We start from the raw sequence: 18,085 nt of genomic DNA, 5'->3' as shown, positions 1-18,085 counted from the left end.
CATCAGACCGCTTGTCGGAGAATCTGTCAGCCGCCGTCGAATCTGCCGAGCCTGTTGTCGAGGATGAGGAGATCGAGGAGGAGCCAGAGCCCGCGCCTGAGCCGGAGCCGGAGCCGGAACCCGAACCAACGCCAGAGCCCGATCCGGTGCATGAAGCTGAGCCTGAGCCGGCGCCTCAAGCTCAGCCAGAGGTCGCGCCCCAACCAGCGCCAGCACCTGCTCCAGAGCCTGAACCCATACCGGCACCGTCCGCAGAGCCCGCTTCGATCGTTTCCAAGGTCGCAACGACGATCCGCTCCACCCGGCTCGACGATTCTACGCTCGACGAGATCGAAGATGCGCTGATCATCTCGGACCTCGGCCCTTCCGCCGCAGCACGCATTCGCGATAAGCTCGCGGAAAAGCGCTTCGGCTCGGTCATTACCGAGCGTGAACTGAAAGAGGCTGTTGCCGACGAAATCGCCGCGATCCTGCGGCCCGTCGCCAAGCCGCTCGATATCACCGCCTTCCCCCGCCCGCAGGTCATCCTTGTCATCGGCGTGAATGGCAGCGGCAAAACCACCACCATCGCGAAACTCGGCCATTGGCTGATGGAAGACGATTACGAAGTGATGCTGGCAGCGGGCGACACCTTCCGCGCGGCAGCCATCGGGCAGCTCAAAATCTGGGCAGAGCGCATCGGTGCGCCGATCATGACCGGGCCGGAGGGCGGAGACCCTTCTGCCATCGTATTCGATGCCGTAAAGCGCGCGACGGAAATCGGCACCGATGCGCTGATCGTCGACACCGCAGGCCGCCTGCAGAACAAGCGCGAATTGATGGATGAGCTCGCAAAAATTCGCAAAGTGCTCGGACGGCTCAACCCCGAAGCACCGCATGACGTGCTGCTCGTGCTCGATGCCACGAATGGCCAGAACGCACTCAGCCAGATCGAGATTTTCAAGGAAGTGGCGGGCGTCACCGGTCTCATCATGACAAAGCTGGACGGCACAGCGCGCGGCGGCGTGCTGGTTGCTGCAGCAGAGCAATATGGCCTACCGATCCACGCCATCGGCGTTGGCGAAACGCTCGACGACTTGCGGCCTTTCGATCCTGACCTTGTCGCGCGCGTGATTGCAGGAGTGGCCTGATGACGTCTGAAACCCCGAAACAGGCCGTAGCGAGCGAGAAGCCCAAGAGCGGCTGGCTCAATGTCGCGGTCGATTACGGACCGTTGCTGGTCTTCTTCCTGACCTACAAATACTTCTCGCCTGAGGACGGCACCGACACCGCAGGCGAAATTTTTGCCGTGATCCGCGGCACGGGCGCTTTCATCGTCGCAGCCGTTATCGCGCTGGCGGTGAGCAAATGGCGACTGGGCAAAGTCAGTCCGATGTTGTGGCTCTCCACTGCGATGATCGTGGGCTTCGGCGCGCTGACGATCTATTTCCAGGACGAACGCTTCATCCAGTGGAAGCCGACGATCATCTACGCGATTTTCGCTGTCGTGCTGCTGGTGGGTTACGCCAAGGGCAAATCGCTTCTGAAGGTGCTGCTGGAAGCCGCATTCGAGGGGCTGAACGACGAAGGGTGGCTCAAGCTGTCGCGCAATTGGGGCCTCTTCTTCATCGTGCTTGGCGCGCTCAACACGCTGCTGATTTTTACCGTCAGCTTCGAGACATGGCTCGGCATGAAGCTGTGGCTGTTCCTGCCGCTGACCTTCGTCTTCACCTTTACGCAGGTGCCGATGCTGATGAAGCACGGGCTGAGCATCGAGGACAACGATCCCAGCGACGATACGCCTCCGCCCGGGTGAATTTGACAGAGCTCAAGTCTAGCGTATTATTACATCAACACGATCAGGCGCGGACGAACTTAGCCGTAGCTCCCAAATCGCGTTTATTCACCGCGACAGCAACCTTGAAGCGAACCGAGAGTAAAATCTCGCTTGTATTGCTGCATCCTTTGCATTTCACACTCAGGAGTTGGCCATGGCCCAATCGGATATCCAAATCGGTAATGTTCGGAATCTGCTGCACAAGGTTGTGGACGACTGGAGGTATGACGAACGCCGAGCGGTTCGCAACCGATTGCTAGACTATGAGGAAAAGCTGGAAAAGATCGAACAACGCGAAGCGCGTGGTGAAGAGGTGCCGCTTAAGCAACAGACACTTGAGCATTATGAAAATTACAAAAGCCGCGTCGATGCCAAATATGAAATGATCGACGAGGCGCACCGCCAGATGATCGCCTATGTGGAAGGCCGCGCAGCCGAATAGCGGCTTCGCTCAAATTTCCGTTCGGCTCCCCAGTCCCATCATACCGTCTTGGGGAGCCGCATCATCTGCCGGTCTATCCTGCTGCGGGCATCTTTTCGCTCGCCGCAGAGCGCCGGCAAAGCCAACGCATCGCAAGCCCGAAAGCCAGCACGACCAATATCCACGCACTGGTCTCCAGACCGGTGCCGTAGGTCGCATAGCCAATGAAGAGGATTCCGATCGCCAGCAGTGGCCATCGTGCCATTTTGCGATTCTCCTTCACCGCTGCCAGCGCTCCGGTCAGATAGAAGACGAGAGCTCCGCCGCTGGTCATGAGCACCAGAAACTCGAACATTCCAGTAAGACCGCGCGAAAGATTGGCGAGGATCAGGAGCGTGCAACCCACTCCGATCGCGATTACCCCCCAATGCGAAATGCCGTAGGCATTCGTGCGGGCAAACAATTGTGGCATCTCCTTGCGGAGCGCCATGCCATAGCTGCATTCGGTGCCGAGCAGGATCAGGCCGTTATTACAGCCAGTCACGCTGATAAGGATGCAAACCGCCATCAGTGTGCCGGTAACCGGGCCGAAGTAGCCGCCCAGGAAATCCGAAAAAGGCGAAGTCGAGCCTGCCGTATCCTGCCACGGCACCAGCAGCACCATGGCTGTCGTCGCGAGAATGTATAGCGTGAGGACCAGCCCCGGCCCGCCGATCATCGCGAGCGGAATGTTGCGCTTGGGATTACGAATTTTCGCGACGGGGATACTGGCAGCCTCGAAACCCAGCAAAGGAAACAACGTCAGCGCGACCGCGACCGAGATATTGTTCAGATTGACCTCCGCTGGAGCCATTTGCTGGATATCCGCGCCGCCCGCCACGGCTCCCACAAACACTCCCGCAACGAGGACTAGCGGTATCAGCTTGATCAAGACCGTGATCACCTGAACGCTTCCCACCGACCGGACACCGCGAAGGTTCACGCCTACCAGCGCCCATAGGAGTATCAGGGCGAAAGTGACGCTGACCTGCTGGCTTTGGGTGTTGAATAAAAGGTCGGCAAGGATCGATCCGCCCATCAGCGACAGGGCCGAGATCGATGTAAATCCGATGATCCAATAGGCGAAAATCCCGATGAAAGCGGGCATTTCGCCAATCACTCGTTCGACATTGTGCTGCACGCCTTCGCCCGTCCCGTCCATCAGGTAACGAAAGGTCATGGCAAGGCACAACGCCCCTGCCCCGCTGATCAGCCAGCCGAGCGTGCTGTTCCAGCCCAGCGGCGCCAGCGAAGATGGCAGGAAGAATATCCCTGCCCCGACCATCGTGCCGATGACGAGCGCGATGCTCATCAGCGGGCCCATGCCCGCCTCCTGCTTCGGTGAATTCATGCTGTCCCCCCATTGCCCGCGCGTGATGCATGGGCAGGGAGAGACTATGTCAGCACGGCTGGACGGTCAAATCTCGACCTGGCTTCCCAATTCCACCACGCGGTTGGTAGGGAGCCGGAAGAACTCCATCGGCGTTGCGGCGTTGCGCATCATCCAGGCAAACAGTTTCTCTCGCCACACGGCCATGCCGGGCTTGTCCGCAGTCAACAGCGTCTGGCGACTGAGGAAGAAGCTGGTCTTCATCATATCAAACGGGCCGCCGCACATCTCGCGGCTGGCGAGCGCCTTGGGCACGTCGGTTTCCTCCATAAAGCCGTAATGGAGGATCACACGGAAGAAGCCGTCGCCCAGTTCCATGATCTCGCACCGCTCTGACGGGTCGACATAGGGCACGCCCTTGATATCGACCGTCAGCACGACGATGCGTTCGTGCAGCACCTTGTTGTGCTTGATATTGTGCAGGAGCGCGGAGGGTGTGCCGCTGCTGCCCGAATTCATGAAAATGGCCGTGCCTTCGACACGCGCGCTGCTGGACCGGGCGGATTTGGCAAAGATGTCGAGCGGCAGGCTCATCTCCGTCATGCGGCTGCGCATCAGTTTGCGGCCCTTCGCCCAGGTCGTCAGGATGGTGAAGGCAATCGCGCCGACGAGCAGCGGGAACCAGCCGCCATCGGGCACTTTGGTGAGGTTGGCTGCGAAATAGGCGCCGTCGACGATCAGGAAGACCAGCACCACGGGGATCGCGATCCACTTGGGCCATTTCCACACCCCGATAAACAGCACCGCCATCAGCAGCGTATCGATGGTGACCGCGCCCGTTACCGCGATGCCATATGCGCTCGCGAGATTGGACGAGTTCTGAAATGTGAGAACAAGAAGGATGACGGCGCACATCAGCGCCCAATTGATCACCGGGATATAGATCTGGCCCGAATGCTCATCGGAGGTGTGGCGGATCGAAAGGCGCGGCACGAAGCCGAGCTGGATCGCCTGATGAGTGATGCTGAACGCGCCGGAAATGACCGCCTGGCTGGCGATAAAGGTCGCGCAGGTGGCGAGGATCACCAGCGGCAGGCGATAGGCCTCATCCGCCAGGAAGAAGAACGGATTCATGATCGCCTGTTCGGCCGCTTCGGTCGGCAGGCCCATGATCATCGCGCCTTGGCCAAAGTAGTTCAGCAGCAGGCAAGGCATGACAAAGCCGAACCAACTCAATTTCATCGGACCGCGGCCAAAATGGCCCATATCCGAATACAGCGCCTCAGCGCCCGTCACCGCCAGCACGACCGAGCCAAGCGCAAGGAAAGCGAACCATTTATCCGTGATGAAGAACTGGATCGCGTACCACGGGTTGAGCGCCCACAGGATTTCCGGCGTATTGAATATCTGGCCAATGCCCAGCACCGCAATCACGACGAAATAGATCATCATCACCGGGGCAAAGAGCGCGCCCACTTTCGCCGTCCCACGTTGCTGCAGGACGAAAAGGCCGACGAGCAGAACGAGTGCGATGGGTATGACGTAGGGCTGCAATCCCTGATCCACCACGGTAAGCCCTTCCACCGCAGACAGCACCGAAATGGCAGGCGTAATCATGCTGTCGCCGTAGAATAGCGCCGTTGCAAAGACGCCGAGCAGGACGATGAGCCATCCGTAATTCGTCTTGCCGATATTGCGCGAGAGTAGCGCTACAAGAGCGAGGCTGCCGCCCTGCCCGTTATTGTCCGCGCGCATCAGGATGGAGACATATTGGATCGCCACCACCAGCGTCATCGACCAGAAAATCAGGCTGACAACGCCAAGGATGTGCAGATCGTCAATCGGCAGCGTATGTGCGCCGCGAAAGGTTTCGCGAAACGCGTAGAGCGGGCTGGTGCCGATATCGCCAAAGACGATGCCGATCGCGCCGGCAGCAAGCTTCAGCTTGGCGGAATCGGTTTTATTCTCGGTTTGGCTCATATGGATTCAGGCCTGATCAACGGCTTTTGCCCAATGCGACGTCTCGCCCCCCTGAGGCGAAGCGCGCCCCCTAGCAGCGTGTGGCGAGCGCGGCAATGCTGCGGCGCACATATGTCTCTATTCGGCCGGTTGCTCGGCGGCGGACTCTGCAGGCATGGCGCCCATCGCGCCCAGCATGCCTTCGATCCGTTCAAGTCGCTCACCCAGAGCCGCGCGACCGGGCGCACCCTCGGCAGAACCTTCATACGCGCCGCGCCAGATCTGCTGCGCTTCCATCAGCCGCCCTTGCCGCACTAGCGACACGCCGAGGAAATAAGCGGGCGCGACATGATCCGGCTTGACCATGCGGGCCTGATTGTATGCGTAGAGTGTCGGCGCTGTCAGCGCTCCGTCAGCATGTTCGGCGAGCGCATTACCGAGTGCGATCCAGGCCTCGAAATCGCCAGCATTCGCGCTGGTGATACCCGACAACAGCTGCGCAGCCTCGATATATCGGCCGCGCTGCGCATAGGCATCAGCGGTAATCAGAGCATCGGCGCGGCTGCGATCATTATCGCCCATGAATTCGCGGCGTGCGGCGACGATGTCGTAATCATCCACGTTCTGGCCAGACGAAGCTTCCTTTGGCGCAGAAGGGATATCGGGGCTCGCCTGGACGGCATAGCCGACAAGCCCAAAGGTGAGCGCCGCTGCAAGGCTCGTCCATACGACTTTGCCGAGACGGAAGACCAGCACGGCCAGCGCAAAGGAAATTACAGCCAGCAAGATAGCGGTGACCCAGCTCATTCGCGCGCCCTCCCCACCCGGCGCAGCAACACTGCAATGGCAATCAGGAGGAGCAATCCCGGCAGAACGAAGAGCGGCCACGTCGTGGCGCTGATTTCCGGCTCATAACTGATGTAATCACCGTAGCGCGAAATCAGGTACGCGCGGACCTCATCCGGACTTTCGCCGGCAGCGATGCGTGTGCGCACCTGATGCCGCATGTCGCCGGCCACCGGCGCATCGCTATCGGCAATCGACTGGCTCTGGCATTGCAGGCAGCGCAGTGTGTGCATCAGCTCACGCGCGGTCTCCTCCAGCTCGGGATCGTCGAGCTGGTTATAGGCATAGGGTGCAGGCGGCATGTTCGACTGCGCGGCGAGCGGTGAGACAAAGCTGGAGAGAGCCAACAGCGCGAACAGGAAAAGGTGCGTCAAACGTGTCACGATCCGCTCCCCGCCTTGCGCAATTCTTCCATCAATACCGGCACGTCGCTTTCGGCCACGATGCCGATGTGCTGGTAGGTAATGCGCCCGCTGCCATCGATTACGAAGGTTTCCGGCACCCCCGATGCGCCCAGTGCGAACTGGGTTTCGGAAATGTCGTCACGCCCGATGCGGGTGAATGGGTTTCCGTAGACGCTCAGGAAACGCCCAATGTCCTCCTCACGATCGCGCAGGGCAATAGCGTGAATGGTCGCACCCTGCCGTTCAAGCGCTTCGAGTTGTGGCGCTTCGACACGGCAGGGAATGCACCAGCTGCCGAACAGATTGAGCAGCGCAGGCTCTCCATTGGCGAAATCGGCGGAGGAAAGGCCCGGTCGATCCGCGAAAGCGGGCTCTAGATCGAATTCGGGTATCTGCTGGCCGACCATCGCGCTGCGCACGAATTCGTCCTTGGGTTGAGACAATTGATACGCGAACAGCCCAAAGAGCGACCCGGCGATGACGACGATAATCCAGAGGGTGATGCGCAGCTGCTTCATGCCAGCGCCTCCTCGTGTGATTCCCCGTCGACCTCTTCACCCGAAGCCTGCTGGCGGCGACGGCGCAGATCGCCCGCCACCCGGCCTATCAGTGCAAGTCCGCCGCCGAGCGCAATCAGCAGTCCGCCATACCAGATGAAGGTCACGAACGGCTTCCACCACAGGCGCAGCTGCCAGCGGCCGTCTTCGCCCTGATTGCCGACAGCGACGTATAACTGGCCATTCCAGCGCGTGAGCAGAGCCACTTCGCTGGTTTCCATCGTGGGCGTCCAGAAATTGCGCGATTGCGGATGCGCCTCCTGCCCCTCACCGCCTTCATAGAACATGGTGAGATTGGCCTGCATCGCCGTCCAATTGGGTCCGGCGACTGCGTTCACGGTTTCCAGTTGGCCGGTCCATGGGCCGACTTCGACCATGTCGCCGATATTGGCTGCGACCAGCCGCTCTTTCTGGAAAGCCGTGTCCGCTGCCATGCCGAACATGGCCACCGCAATGCCAAAATGCGCAATGCACATGCCCCAGATCGCGAGCGGCGTACGGCGCAATGTGCGGCCGAAAAGCGGCGCAAAGCTCGCCACGGCAACGCCGGCTGCCAGCACAAGGCCGAGAAACGGAAGAAGCCCGATATCGTCGTAGAAAAGCGAGCGTATCAGAACCGTCACCATCACCGCGCCGACCAGCGCCAGTGGTTTGGCTATCCGCCCGGCATTGTCATTGCGCCAGCGCAGTAGCGGGCCGACCATCAGCACCAGCATCATCGGCAGGAAGAAGATCGCGCTCACCGGATTGAAGTACGGCGGTCCGACCGAAACGCGGACATCGAATGCCTCGGTAAACAGCGGATAGAGCGTACCGATCAGCACAACGCCAAGAATCGCGGTGAGGCCGATGTTGTTGACCACCAGCGCGCCTTCTCGGCTCAAGGGACTGAACCGCTCGCCTTCGGCAATCGTATTTGCGCGCAGGGCGAAGAGCACGAGCGCGCCGCCGATATAGAGGACCAGAAGCGCGAGAATGAAGCTGCCCCGCTCAGGATCGACCGCGAAGGCGTGGACACTCGTCAAAATGCCGGACCGCACAAGGAACGTGCCCACCATGCTCATGGAGAAGGCAATCACGCCGAGCATGATTGTCCATGTGCGCAAGGCATCGCGCGCCGCGAGCACGCTTGCCGAATGCAGCAATGCGGTCGCTGCCAGCCACGGCATGAGCGAGGCATTCTCCACCGGATCCCAGAACCACCAGCCGCCCCAGCCGAGTTCATAATAGGCCCAATAGGAACCCGCGGTGATGCCGATGGTGAGGAAAATCCACGCCGCCAGCACCCAAGGGCGCATCACGCGGGCAAATTCGGGCGTCACATTGCGCGTCAGCAAAGCGGCAAGCGCGAAGCTGAAGGCAATCGAAAGGCCGACATAGCCGATGTAAAGCGTGGGCGGATGGAAGGCGAGACCGACATCCTGCAGCAGCGGGTTGAGGCCATTGCCCTCTGGCGGGGTTTCCGCAAGCCGTTCGAACGGGTTCGAGCTGAGAAGCAGGAAGGCATAGAAGCCGAGACCGACGAAGGCCTGCGCGGCCAGCGTTGCCATCATCGTCTTTTCAGGCAGCCGCCGCTCGATCAGGGCAATCGCACCGCCAGCGATCGCCATGACTGTGATCCACAGCAGCATCGAGCCTTCGTGATTGCCCCACGCACCCGACAGCTTGAAAATCATCGGCTTCATCGAATGAGAATTGGTCGCGACCAGTTTCACCGAAAGATCTGTGACCGCGAAAACATAGAGCAGCGAGCCAAAGGCAATCGCGCACAGAAATGCCTGCAATGCAGCCGCAGGCCGCGCGAGGGCTGCAATTTCCGCGTTATCGGTCCGTGCGCCGGCAAGACCCGCCAGCAATTGCAGCGCGGCGAGCGCAGCGGCGAGCCACAAGGCTGCAAGACCGATTTCAGGGATCACTGGCCGTTACCCGCCACGCTATCCTGCAATTCGGCGCGCATTTCCTCGCTGCTCATGCCTTCCAGCTCGCGCGGCATGTAATTCTCATCATGCTTGGCAAGAAGCGTATCGGCGACAAAGACGCCCTCTGCATTGAGCCGGCCGTCCGCCACGACGCCCGACCCTTCGACGAAGAGATCGGGCTTGATACCGGTATACACCGCCTGCACCCGCTCTCCATCGCCAGCGACGACGAATTCGACGGTGACCCCGTCATCCTGCATCTGCATGGAGCCCTGCTCCACCATGCCGCCAAGCCGGATAGCCTGGCCCGGTGCGGGCGGGTTCGCGGCAATATCGGCGGGCATGTAGAAGTAACTCGCCTGATCGCGCAGAGCGACCATCGCGAGCAGCGTCGCGCCGATCAGCGCGGCGACAGCGAGAACAATCAGCACAAGTCGCTGATGCTTGGGTTTCAGACCGCCCTTGGCCCCGTCAGCACTCATTTGCCTTTTACCTTGTCTCTGCGCGCTTCCGCCTTGCGCATGGCAAGCCAGCTCTGGCCGACCAGTAGGAGTGTTGCGATGATAGTCACCGCGAAGGCAGCGTAAACGAACAGCATCTGGTCGAGCGATTCTCTCACGCGGCAGCTCCTTCAGCGGCGAATTCTGCCTTCTGCGCCTTTCGCCGCAAGCGGGCTTCGGCCTGCACATCGGCCAAAATAGTGCGCATGCGGGCCAGCACCACTCCACCGAACAGCAGTGAAAAGCCCAGCACGGCGGTCAGCAGCGGGGTGAGGAACACGCCGTCGATCGCACTGCCGCCGGTCGTGATGCTGGGTGGCTGGTGCAGCGAATTCCACCACACGACCGAGCGATTGATGATCGGTACATTGATCGCGCCTACCAGACCGAAGATCGCAGCGATGCGGCTGGACTGCCCTTCACGCGCCAGAGAGCTGGAAAGCGCGATATAGCCGAAATACAGAAACAGCAGGACAAGCATGGAGGTCAGCCGACCATCCCATACCCACCAGGTACCCCAGGTCGGGCGGCCCCAGATGGATCCGGTGACGAGGCAGATGAAGGTAAAGACTGCGCCCGGCACAGCTGCCGCACGCGCCGCGATGGCCGCCAGCGGATGCCGCCAGACAAGCTCAACAAGGCTGGCAACTGCAATCGCCGTCCATCCCCCCATCCCCAGCCATGCAGCGGGCACATGCACGAAGAGGATACGCACGGTATCGCCCATCAAACGATCGGGCGGCACGTTGTAAAATCCCCAAAGCAAAGCGCCGCCCGTCAGCAAAAGGCCTGATACAAGGAGCAGCGGCGTGAGCCACTTGGCGATCCTCAGAAAGCGGGCGGGATTGGCGTAGAGATGCATGCTTCGTCAGTTACGATCCGTTGCCTGCATCAATGGCACTTGCGGGGCGCGGCGGCAAGCCAAACCAAAGACCGTCCCCGAAGGAGTTTGCCGCCACATTTTGCCGCCCATGTGACCAGACGGCTGGACAATCACCCGCGTCCGATCAGCTCGCGCGCCATTGCATCGGCCACTTCGTTGGACGGGCGACCGTCGGCTTCGCTCTTTTCCCAGATCGACTGCAGGCGGCCGGGGATCTGCGCGATGCGGTCATTGACCTGTTCGATCGTGCACTTCTTGCCCGCCTGACGGCAGAGATATTCCCAGCTGACATTGATGATGCCGCCAGCATTGATGACGTAATCAGGCGCGTAGAGGATGCGGCGCGCGTGCAGCTGCTTACCATGTTCAGGCCGCGCCAGCTGGTTGTTCGCCCCGCCTGCGACGATGGCGCAATCGAGCGCTGCGATGCTGTCTTCATTAAGCACTGCACCAAGCGCGTTCGGGCTGAGTACATCGCAGGATGTCGACATGATCGCGTTGACGTCCACGACTTCGCCGCCCGTTTCCTGCGCAAGGTCCTGCGCAGTTCCGGCGTTGATATCGGCGAGGATCAGCTGTGCGCCATCCTTGGCGAGCAGTCGGGCAACGCCGCCACCGACAGAGCCACAGCCCTGCACCGCAACGCGCACGCCGTCCATGCTGTCCTTGCCCAGCTTGTGGGCGACAGCGGCCTTGATGCCAAGATAGATGCCGTGGGCGGTGAACGGTCCGGGATCGCCGCCGGCTTCGCCATCACCCGCGGGAAGTCCGCAGACATGGGCTGTACGCTTGGAAATCTCCACCATGTCGGCTTCGCTCGCGCCGACATCTTCTGCGGTGACATACTTGCCGCCCAGCGCCTCGACCGCATCGCCGAATGCGTGGAGCATTTCGGTGGTCTTGGTGCCATCCTTGTCGAGCACGACAACAGCTTTGCCGCCGCCCATGGGAAGGCCGGCCATCGCATTCTTGAAGCTCATGCCGCGCGACAGGCGCAGCGCATCGCGCATGGCCATTTCGGGCTCGGCATAATGCCAGAAGCGCGTGCCGCCGGCGCCGGGGCCGAGATGGGTGGAATGGAGAGCGATAATTGCGGTCAGGCCACTGGCGCGGTCATGCACGACCTCGACGCGTTCGTGTTCGTCCCAGTCGGCTTCGTTCCACAATGCTGGCATGTCGCGCCCCTCATCACTTGTGTGACTGGCAGCAATGCGGAGAGAAAATGGGGCGATCGAGGGGTCTCGAACCCCCGACCTCCGGTACCACAAACCGGCGCTCTAACCAACTGAGCTACGATCGCCACACAATCCGCAAACGCGTGCCAAGGCTTGGCGCTTTACGGGCCTGCGCTGGCCGGTCAAGCGGCTATCAGCGCGGGGGCGAGCCAATTGCACAACTTGCTTTTCATGCAAAGCAAAAAGTGTGCATCAGGGCCGCAGACGCAAGATTATTTCACGGGCCTTTTCGCGAAGTCGTGGGCGCTCTATGCCAGAGCCATGTCGAGTCTCGCCGCGAATCCGGGCGCAACCAGCCCCGAATATCTGTTGCAGCACGCAGGTGTACGCCGCCTCCCCTCGCCGCGCGCCATCGTGCTCGACTGCCCGAATTTCCTTCCGCCAGACCTGTGCGCGGAACTTGTCCGCCTGATCGACAAGGATCGCCGCCCCTCCACCATCGCCGATGCCAATGGCGACAATTACTTCCGCACCAGCGAAACCTGCGACCTTGAGGCGAGCGAGCCTGCGGTCCAGGACCTCGAAGCGCGCTTGTTCAAATTGAATGGGATCGATCCGGCGCATGGTGAGCCGGTGCAGGGCCAGCGCTACGACGTAGGGCAGGAGTTCAAGGCGCACACCGATTATTTCGAACCCAACGGCGCCGATTTTCAGCGATTCTGCTCTGTCGCAGGCAATCGCACCTGGACCTTCATGATTTATCTCAACGAGGTCGAATCCGGCGGAGCCACACGGTTCAAAGTGCTGAAGAAGATGTTCCAGCCCGAGGTCGGCAAGCTGGTCTGTTGGGACAATCGCCGCGCGGACGGCTCACTTAATCCCGCCACGCTCCATCACGGCATGAAAGTGCGCAAAGGCGTGAAATATGTAATCACCAAATGGTATCGCGAGAGGCATTGGGGATGAGGTTGTCAGGAACCGTCAAGATTTTCATCGTCGCGGCAGCAATAATTATTCTGATCCCCGTCCTTATTCTGGAATGGATGAATACTGCCCTCGTTCATGATCCTCACAACATTGTTGAAGCTGCCTACCTTGATAGCTCTGTCGGGAGGGAACCGATGCAATATATTGGTTTCGGCTGGTATTACGCGTCAATTGAAGGCGACTCCGGATTCCTCGTGAATTGCGAAGGCGGACGATCTTTCCAAGGCGGTTATGTGACAGGCCACATGGGCGATACCATTTCCGTAACCAGTGATTGCCAATACGAGGACTAGTCATGATCCGGCCAATATCAGGCGGCTGCCATTGCGGCGCAGTGCAGTTTTCCTTTGCGATGCCGGATGAGCCGCTCATCCGGCGGTGCAATTGCTCGATTTGCGCGATGAAGGGCATCGTGATGCTCGACGTGCCCAAGACCGACGTTGAGGTGACGCAGGGCAAAGACGCATTATCCACCTACACCTTCGGATCGGGAGTGGCTAAACATCACTTCTGTTCGAAATGCGGCATCCATGTGCTGCAGGAATTGCGCTCCGAACCGGACAATGTGGCGGTGAGCTATGCCTGCATCGACGATGTTTCGATTTACGAACTGCCAGAGGTCCCGGTTTTCGACGGGCAGAACCATCCGGCCGATACCGGTCAGTATGAGTATATCGGCGTGCTGACGCTGAAACGCACCGAAAGCTGAATCAAAAAGGGCGGCCCAGCAGGACCGCCCCTTTGAATCTCGCGAATGGCGCGGGCTCAGTCGGCTTTCTTGCCGCCCAGCTTGATGCCGCCGAAACGCTGGTTGAACTTGGCAACGCGGCCACCGTCCTGAATGCGCTGCGGACCGCCCGTCCAAGCCGGGTGGCTGGTCGGATCGATTTCGAGGTTCATGGTGTCGCCTTCCTTGCCCCACGTGCTGCGGGTCTGGAATTCGGTGCCATCCGTCATCTTGACGTTGATCATGTGGTAATCGGGATGCGTATCGGCCTTCATGGCATATGTCCTTTGAGCTTCGGATCGGTTCCGACCGGTCCAGCTGTTGTGGGAAAGGCGCGCAATTAGTGCGAATTCTCGCGAATTGCAACCTCAGTTTCGTCATTGCGAGCGGAGCGAAGCAATCCAGCACCGACCGTGCTCGCTAATCCTGCCGAAAGAGATGGATTGCCGCGTCGCCTACGGCTCCTCGCAATGACGAGTTACGCAGGCGGATCGGCAATCATTGCAGTGAAGTTGACTTCACAGGTCACTTTACCGTCGACGCTCGCCTTGCCTTCGAATTTGCAGATCTTGCTGCGCTGCTGGGTGAAGGCGACATCAAGCTTGAGCAGGCAGCCCGGCTCGACCGGCGCTCGGAACTTCGCGTTCTCGATCGCCATGAAATAGACGAGCTTGCCGCTATCGGCGAGGTCCATCGTTTCGATGCCAAGGATACCCGCGGCCTGCGCCAGCGCCTCGATCTGCAGCACGCCCGGCATGATGGGGCGGCCCGGAAAGTGGCCCTGGAAGAAGCTTTCGTTGAAGCTCACCGCCTTGATGGCGCTGATCCGCTCTCCCTTCACGATCTCCTCGACCCGGTCGACGAGAAGCATGGGATAGCGGTGCGGCAGAGCCTTGAGCACGCGCGTGATGTCGTATATTTCGCTCATGGCCCTGCCCCCTTATTCGTGTCTTAGCGACCGCTTTCAGCTGCCGGAGCAGGCGTCTGCTGCGCGGCGGCCTGCTGCTGCATGGCAACCATGGCCAGCAGCTGCTGGATCTGCTGGAACAGCTGCACCGAAGCCTCGCTCGGCTGGAAATCGGCCGGCGGCACGATGTTCACGGCGGGAACGCGGGTATTGAGCGCGTCGATCACGGCCTGCGTCACGTTGGACCCTTCAGCAGCGTAAACCACAGCATTGGGATCAAGAATGAACTGGATGTTCTGATCGGTGATCACCTGCTGGACAGCGGCCGAATACTGCTGCGCGACCTGCTGCACCACGAACACGCGGGCGAGGTTGATCGGCTGCTGCAGCGTTGCAACTTCCTGATCGATCGCCTGGATCTGCTGCACGGTAGCGTTGTTCGGATCCTGCGTTGCGGGCACTTCTGCCTCGTCCAGCTGGCCGTTGCCATTGGTGTCGAAGGTCAGGATCAGCTGCTGACGTTGCTGCTGACGCTGCTGGATCGTGGTGCGCTGTGCCTGATACTGCGTGGCAATCTGCTGATAGCCGTTCTGCAGAGCCTGCGAGCTGGCGACAGCTGCGGGCAGATCGACAGTGGCGACACCATTGACTTGAGCGGCGGCGGTGTGCGGTGCAGCCATGGCACCAGCGAGGAGAGCGGCGCCAAGAGCGCGCTTGAAAAGAGTCTTCATCAGAATTGTGTTCCTACATTGAACGAAAAGAGTTTGGTTTCATCGCCCCGCTGATCGAGCAGCGTAGTGGCGAGGTCGACCCGGAAGGGGCCGAAGGGCGAATTCCAGTTCACGCCCACACCCACGGAGATACGCGGGGTCGCCGAGTTACCGACGAATTCTTCGACAAATGGCGGCAATTGCGTGCCGATCGGCGCGTTCTGCGAGCCATCCGGCGCGATAGGTGAAGTGACGACAAGTGCCGGCAAAGGCAGGCCATTGTCGCCAAGGAGCGGATTGCCGGCCGCATCACGCTGGGCCTGTGCAAAGGTCGGAAGGCCACCTTCCAATTGCGGAATGAAAAGGCCTGTCGGCAGCGGGCTCTGCGTCAGCTGCGGTGTTTCCACATCGAACACCGAACCGACGTCGATGAATACTGAAGGCCGCAATCCAAGTTCACGCGCACCCGAACCGAGCGGAATCTCGATTTCGGCGCGGGCGAGATAATAGGCATTGCCGCCCAGCGCATCGTCCTGATTACGCTCATTACCGATATCCAGCAGCTCGTCTTCGGTCAGGATGCGGTCGCCATTGGCATCTTCATAGAAGCGTCGCACGACGCGCGGGCCGACACCGCGAATGTCGAAGCCGCGAATCTGGCCTTCGCCGAGGAAGAAGCGCTCGTTCAGCAGCACGCCTTCATCGCCGTAGCCGTAGATGTAGCCACCTTCGACCGAGAGCGAACCGATAAAACCGCTGCCAAGGTTCCAGTAACGCGCTGCGTTGATCCGGGCGCGGGCATATTGCGTATCGCCGCCCAGACCTGCGAAGTCGAGCGAGAGACTGGCGTTGGTACCGCGCGTCGGGCGCAGGCGGCTGTTCAGCGTGTTGTAGTTGAAGGAAACGCCGAGGATCGACTGCAGGCGATCACCCAGCGCGTCGCAAAGATAACGACCTGCAACCAGCGGTTCACACTGGGCAACGCCATCACCATCGAAATCGCGGAAGAACTGCTGCTCATCCAGCGTGATTTCCTGATAGTTCAGCGTGTAGCGACCCAGCAGGCTGATATATTCGGTCAGCGGAACACCGACGCGCAGGCCAAAACCTGTGGTCGTCTGCTCATAGGTCGCCTGATCGCGATCGAAGAAGCCGTTGTTGAAATCCTGGCGATAGACATCGAAGCCGAGTGCGATGTCGCGGTCGAACACCTTGGGTTCTGTGAAGCTGATATTCGCCGATTGCGAGAAGCGCGAATAGTTGACCGAAAGGCCAACCGTCTGCCCGCGCCCACGGAAGTTGTTCTGGCGGATCGAGCCGCTGAAAATGAAGCTTTCAAGGCTGGAGAAGCCGGCCGACAGCGAAAGCTCGCCAGTCGGTTCTTCCTGCACATTGGCCTGCAGGATGATGCGGTCCGGCGAGGAGCCTTCGACCTGCTCGACTTCGAAGTTTTCCTGGAAGTAGCCCAGCGAGTTGATGCGCGCGGTGGAGCGGCGCACCTGCAGGCTGCTGAAAACATCGCCTTCCGCAATACGGAATTCGCGGCGAATCACCTTGTCCTGCGTCAGCGTGTTGCCGTTGATCTCGACCGCCTCGACATAGACGCGCGGTGCGTCGGCGACGGTGAACGTCACATCCATCGTGCGATCTTCAGCGTTGCGGACAACGCGCGCATCGACATTGGCAAAGGCGTAGCCGAAAGCGCCGGCTGTCTCGGCGAGGCCCTCTTCAACGTCCTCGATCTGGCTTGAGTTGAACCAGTCGCCCGTTTCGATCGTAAGCTGAGACGTCAGCGCTTCGCTCGAGAAGTCGCGCAGCTGGCTGATGACTTCAACGTCACCCCAGCGGAAGCGCTCGCCCTCTTCCACCACATAGGTGATGATGAAGTCACGGCGGTCCGGCGTAAGCTCGGCAACGGCCGAGATGATGCGGAAATCGGGATAGCCTTCGGTCAGATAGAATTCGCGCAGCAATTGCTGGTCGTACGCCATCCTGTCAGGATCGTAGCTGGTGTTCGAGCTCAGGAAGGCGAGCAGGCTGTCTTCCCGCGTCACCATCGCGCCGCGCAGCTCTCCGTCAGAGAAGACCTCGTTACCGATGATATTGATCTGGCGGACCTTGGAGCGCGGGCCTTCCGAAATCTCGAAAATCACGTCGACGCGGTTCTGGTCCAGCATGACCATCTGCGGCTCTACCGTCGCGGCAAAACGGCCCTGGCGCTTATACAACTCGATAATGCGGGCGACGTCTGCACGCACGCGGCTGCGGGTAAAGATCTGGCGCGGCGAGAGGTTGATCTCGGGCAGGATTTCTTCCGCATCGACCCGGTTATTCCCTTCGAGGATGATCCGGTTGATTATCGGGTTCTCGACCACATTGATCGTCATCACGCCGCTGGCGGGATTAAAATCGATGCTGAAATCGGCAAACAGCTCGGTTTCGGCCAGAGCGATCAGCGCCTGGTCAGCCGCAGCTGCCGAATATTCGCTACCCGGACGCAGCTGGATATAGCTGACGATCGTTTCCGGCTCGAGACGCTGGGCACCCGATACCGAAATCTGCCGAATGACCTGAGCCTGTGCCTGCGGCGCAGGGGCTGAAGCGGGCGGAGCCCCAGTTTCCTGTGGCTGAGCTTCCTGCTGCTGCGCAGGCGCAGCGTCTTGCGCGGCGACTGCGGTAGGCAGCCCGGCCAGCATGGTGCAGCCCAGCAGAGCCGTTGCGTAATGCGATGCAGTGATTGTCCGTGTTTTGGAACCCATTATCCGTCCACTCTAGTCGACAACAGCGCCCTGAAGATCAGACTGTAAAGCCCAACCCCCGTGTGGGCCAAAACCCGGTCGTCTCTCAAGGGTCAATAGCGCGAAGTGCGCCCTTGCCCGATGCCAGCACGGCAATCAAGCGACCA

General features: G+C 60.3%; 20 protein-coding genes and 1 tRNA gene. 6 read left to right on the top strand and 15 right to left on the bottom strand.

Features of this window, described 5'->3' with window-relative positions; all coding sequences use genetic code 11:
* Positions 1-266 precede the first annotated feature (266 nt).
* The 3 genes from ftsY (at position 267) to O2N64_RS10680 (ending at position 2,258) form a co-directional block, all read left to right on the top strand.
* Entirely contained in the window at positions 267-1,130 is an 864-nt protein-coding gene (gene ftsY, locus O2N64_RS10690; protein WP_271079647.1) for a signal recognition particle-docking protein FtsY, read from the top strand.
* Positions 1,130-1,795: an inner membrane-spanning protein YciB gene (locus O2N64_RS10685; RefSeq protein ID WP_271077583.1), complete on the top strand. Its 666-nt coding sequence runs from the start codon at positions 1,130-1,132 to the stop codon at positions 1,793-1,795. Before ftsY ends, O2N64_RS10685 begins: the two co-directional genes overlap by 1 nt.
* Before the next feature lie 175 nt (positions 1,796-1,970).
* Positions 1,971-2,258 carry a hypothetical protein gene (locus O2N64_RS10680; RefSeq protein WP_271077582.1) on the top strand — a complete coding sequence of 96 codons (288 nt, stop codon included), beginning with the start codon at positions 1,971-1,973 and terminating at the stop codon, positions 2,256-2,258.
* 73 nt (positions 2,259-2,331) lie between these two features.
* Here O2N64_RS10680 and O2N64_RS10675 read toward each other — a convergent pair whose 3' ends face one another.
* The 11 genes from O2N64_RS10675 to O2N64_RS10625 all read right to left on the bottom strand — a co-directional run bounded on the left by O2N64_RS10675 (position 2,332) and on the right by O2N64_RS10625 (position 11,974).
* Positions 2,332-3,627, bottom strand: coding sequence for an APC family permease (locus O2N64_RS10675; RefSeq protein ID WP_271077581.1), 1,296 nt, complete (start codon positions 3,625-3,627; stop codon positions 2,332-2,334).
* 66 nt (positions 3,628-3,693) lie between these two features.
* Positions 3,694-5,586, bottom strand: coding sequence for a potassium transporter Kup (locus tag O2N64_RS10670; protein ID WP_271077580.1), 1,893 nt, complete (start codon positions 5,584-5,586; stop codon positions 3,694-3,696).
* A 117-nt stretch (positions 5,587-5,703) separates the two neighbouring features.
* On the bottom strand, positions 5,704-6,372 hold the full coding sequence (locus O2N64_RS10665) for a tetratricopeptide repeat protein (protein WP_271077579.1): 669 nt from the start codon (positions 6,370-6,372) through the stop codon (positions 5,704-5,706).
* Positions 6,369-6,713: a cytochrome c-type biogenesis protein gene (locus O2N64_RS10660; RefSeq protein ID WP_271079646.1), complete on the bottom strand. Its 345-nt coding sequence runs from the start codon at positions 6,711-6,713 to the stop codon at positions 6,369-6,371. The genes O2N64_RS10665 and O2N64_RS10660 overlap by 4 nt, the downstream gene beginning before the upstream one ends.
* 77 nt (positions 6,714-6,790) lie before the next feature.
* A complete protein-coding gene (locus O2N64_RS10655) occupies positions 6,791-7,333 on the bottom strand; it encodes a redoxin domain-containing protein (RefSeq protein ID WP_271077578.1) in 543 nt (180 codons plus the stop codon).
* Complete coding sequence (locus O2N64_RS10650; RefSeq protein WP_271077577.1) at positions 7,330-9,288, bottom strand: heme lyase CcmF/NrfE family subunit; 1,959 nt, start codon at positions 9,286-9,288, stop codon at positions 7,330-7,332. The genes O2N64_RS10655 and O2N64_RS10650 overlap by 4 nt, the downstream gene beginning before the upstream one ends.
* The gene (gene ccmE / locus O2N64_RS10645) at positions 9,285-9,773 is read right to left on the bottom strand and encodes a cytochrome c maturation protein CcmE (protein WP_271077576.1); all 489 of its coding nucleotides are present in this window, start codon (positions 9,771-9,773) and stop codon (positions 9,285-9,287) included. The genes O2N64_RS10650 and ccmE overlap by 4 nt, the downstream gene beginning before the upstream one ends.
* Positions 9,770-9,910 (bottom strand): hypothetical protein, encoded by a 141-nt coding sequence (locus tag O2N64_RS10640; protein WP_271077575.1) that lies wholly within the window; start codon positions 9,908-9,910, stop codon positions 9,770-9,772. The genes ccmE and O2N64_RS10640 overlap by 4 nt, the downstream gene beginning before the upstream one ends.
* Complete coding sequence (gene ccmC, locus O2N64_RS10635) at positions 9,907-10,653, bottom strand: heme ABC transporter permease CcmC (RefSeq protein WP_271077574.1); 747 nt, start codon at positions 10,651-10,653, stop codon at positions 9,907-9,909. Before ccmC ends, O2N64_RS10640 begins: the two co-directional genes overlap by 4 nt.
* 131 nt (positions 10,654-10,784) lie before the next feature.
* Entirely contained in the window at positions 10,785-11,849 is a 1,065-nt protein-coding gene (locus tag O2N64_RS10630) for a Leu/Phe/Val dehydrogenase (RefSeq protein WP_271077573.1), read from the bottom strand.
* Between the two features lie 48 nt (positions 11,850-11,897).
* Positions 11,898-11,974, bottom strand: a tRNA-His gene (locus O2N64_RS10625).
* A gap of 196 nt (positions 11,975-12,170) precedes the next feature.
* On the opposite strand from O2N64_RS10625, the gene O2N64_RS10620 reads away from it, so the two are divergent.
* From O2N64_RS10620 to O2N64_RS10610, 3 genes are read left to right on the top strand one after another with little or no spacing between them, the layout of a single operon-like run.
* Positions 12,171-12,815 (top strand): prolyl hydroxylase family protein, encoded by a 645-nt coding sequence (locus O2N64_RS10620; protein WP_271077572.1) that lies wholly within the window; start codon positions 12,171-12,173, stop codon positions 12,813-12,815.
* A gap of 2 nt (positions 12,816-12,817) precedes the next feature.
* A complete protein-coding gene (locus tag O2N64_RS10615) occupies positions 12,818-13,129 on the top strand; it encodes a hypothetical protein (RefSeq protein ID WP_271077571.1) in 312 nt (103 codons plus the stop codon).
* A 2-nt stretch (positions 13,130-13,131) separates the two neighbouring features.
* The gene (locus O2N64_RS10610) at positions 13,132-13,545 is read left to right on the top strand and encodes a GFA family protein (protein ID WP_271077570.1); all 414 of its coding nucleotides are present in this window, start codon (positions 13,132-13,134) and stop codon (positions 13,543-13,545) included.
* 56 nt (positions 13,546-13,601) lie between these two features.
* Here the strand turns inward: O2N64_RS10610 and rpmE are convergent, their stop codons facing one another.
* The 4 genes from rpmE to bamA form a co-directional block, all read right to left on the bottom strand.
* The gene (gene rpmE, locus O2N64_RS10605; RefSeq protein WP_197921631.1) at positions 13,602-13,838 is read right to left on the bottom strand and encodes a 50S ribosomal protein L31; all 237 of its coding nucleotides are present in this window, start codon (positions 13,836-13,838) and stop codon (positions 13,602-13,604) included.
* A gap of 203 nt (positions 13,839-14,041) precedes the next feature.
* The gene (fabZ, locus tag O2N64_RS10600) at positions 14,042-14,491 is read right to left on the bottom strand and encodes a 3-hydroxyacyl-ACP dehydratase FabZ (protein ID WP_271077569.1); all 450 of its coding nucleotides are present in this window, start codon (positions 14,489-14,491) and stop codon (positions 14,042-14,044) included.
* A 23-nt stretch (positions 14,492-14,514) separates the two neighbouring features.
* The gene (locus tag O2N64_RS10595) at positions 14,515-15,201 is read right to left on the bottom strand and encodes an OmpH family outer membrane protein (protein WP_271077568.1); all 687 of its coding nucleotides are present in this window, start codon (positions 15,199-15,201) and stop codon (positions 14,515-14,517) included.
* Positions 15,201-17,939, bottom strand: coding sequence for an outer membrane protein assembly factor BamA (gene bamA / locus O2N64_RS10590; RefSeq protein WP_271077567.1), 2,739 nt, complete (start codon positions 17,937-17,939; stop codon positions 15,201-15,203). Before bamA ends, O2N64_RS10595 begins: the two co-directional genes overlap by 1 nt.
* Positions 17,940-18,085: the final 146 nt, after the last annotated feature.

The sequence above is a fragment of the Aurantiacibacter sp. MUD61 genome, from assembly GCF_027912455.1.
Classification (GTDB): Bacteria; Pseudomonadota; Alphaproteobacteria; order Sphingomonadales; family Sphingomonadaceae; genus Alteraurantiacibacter.
Note: the sequence above shows the minus strand (reverse complement) of the source record. Positions and strands in the feature narration are given on the sequence as shown.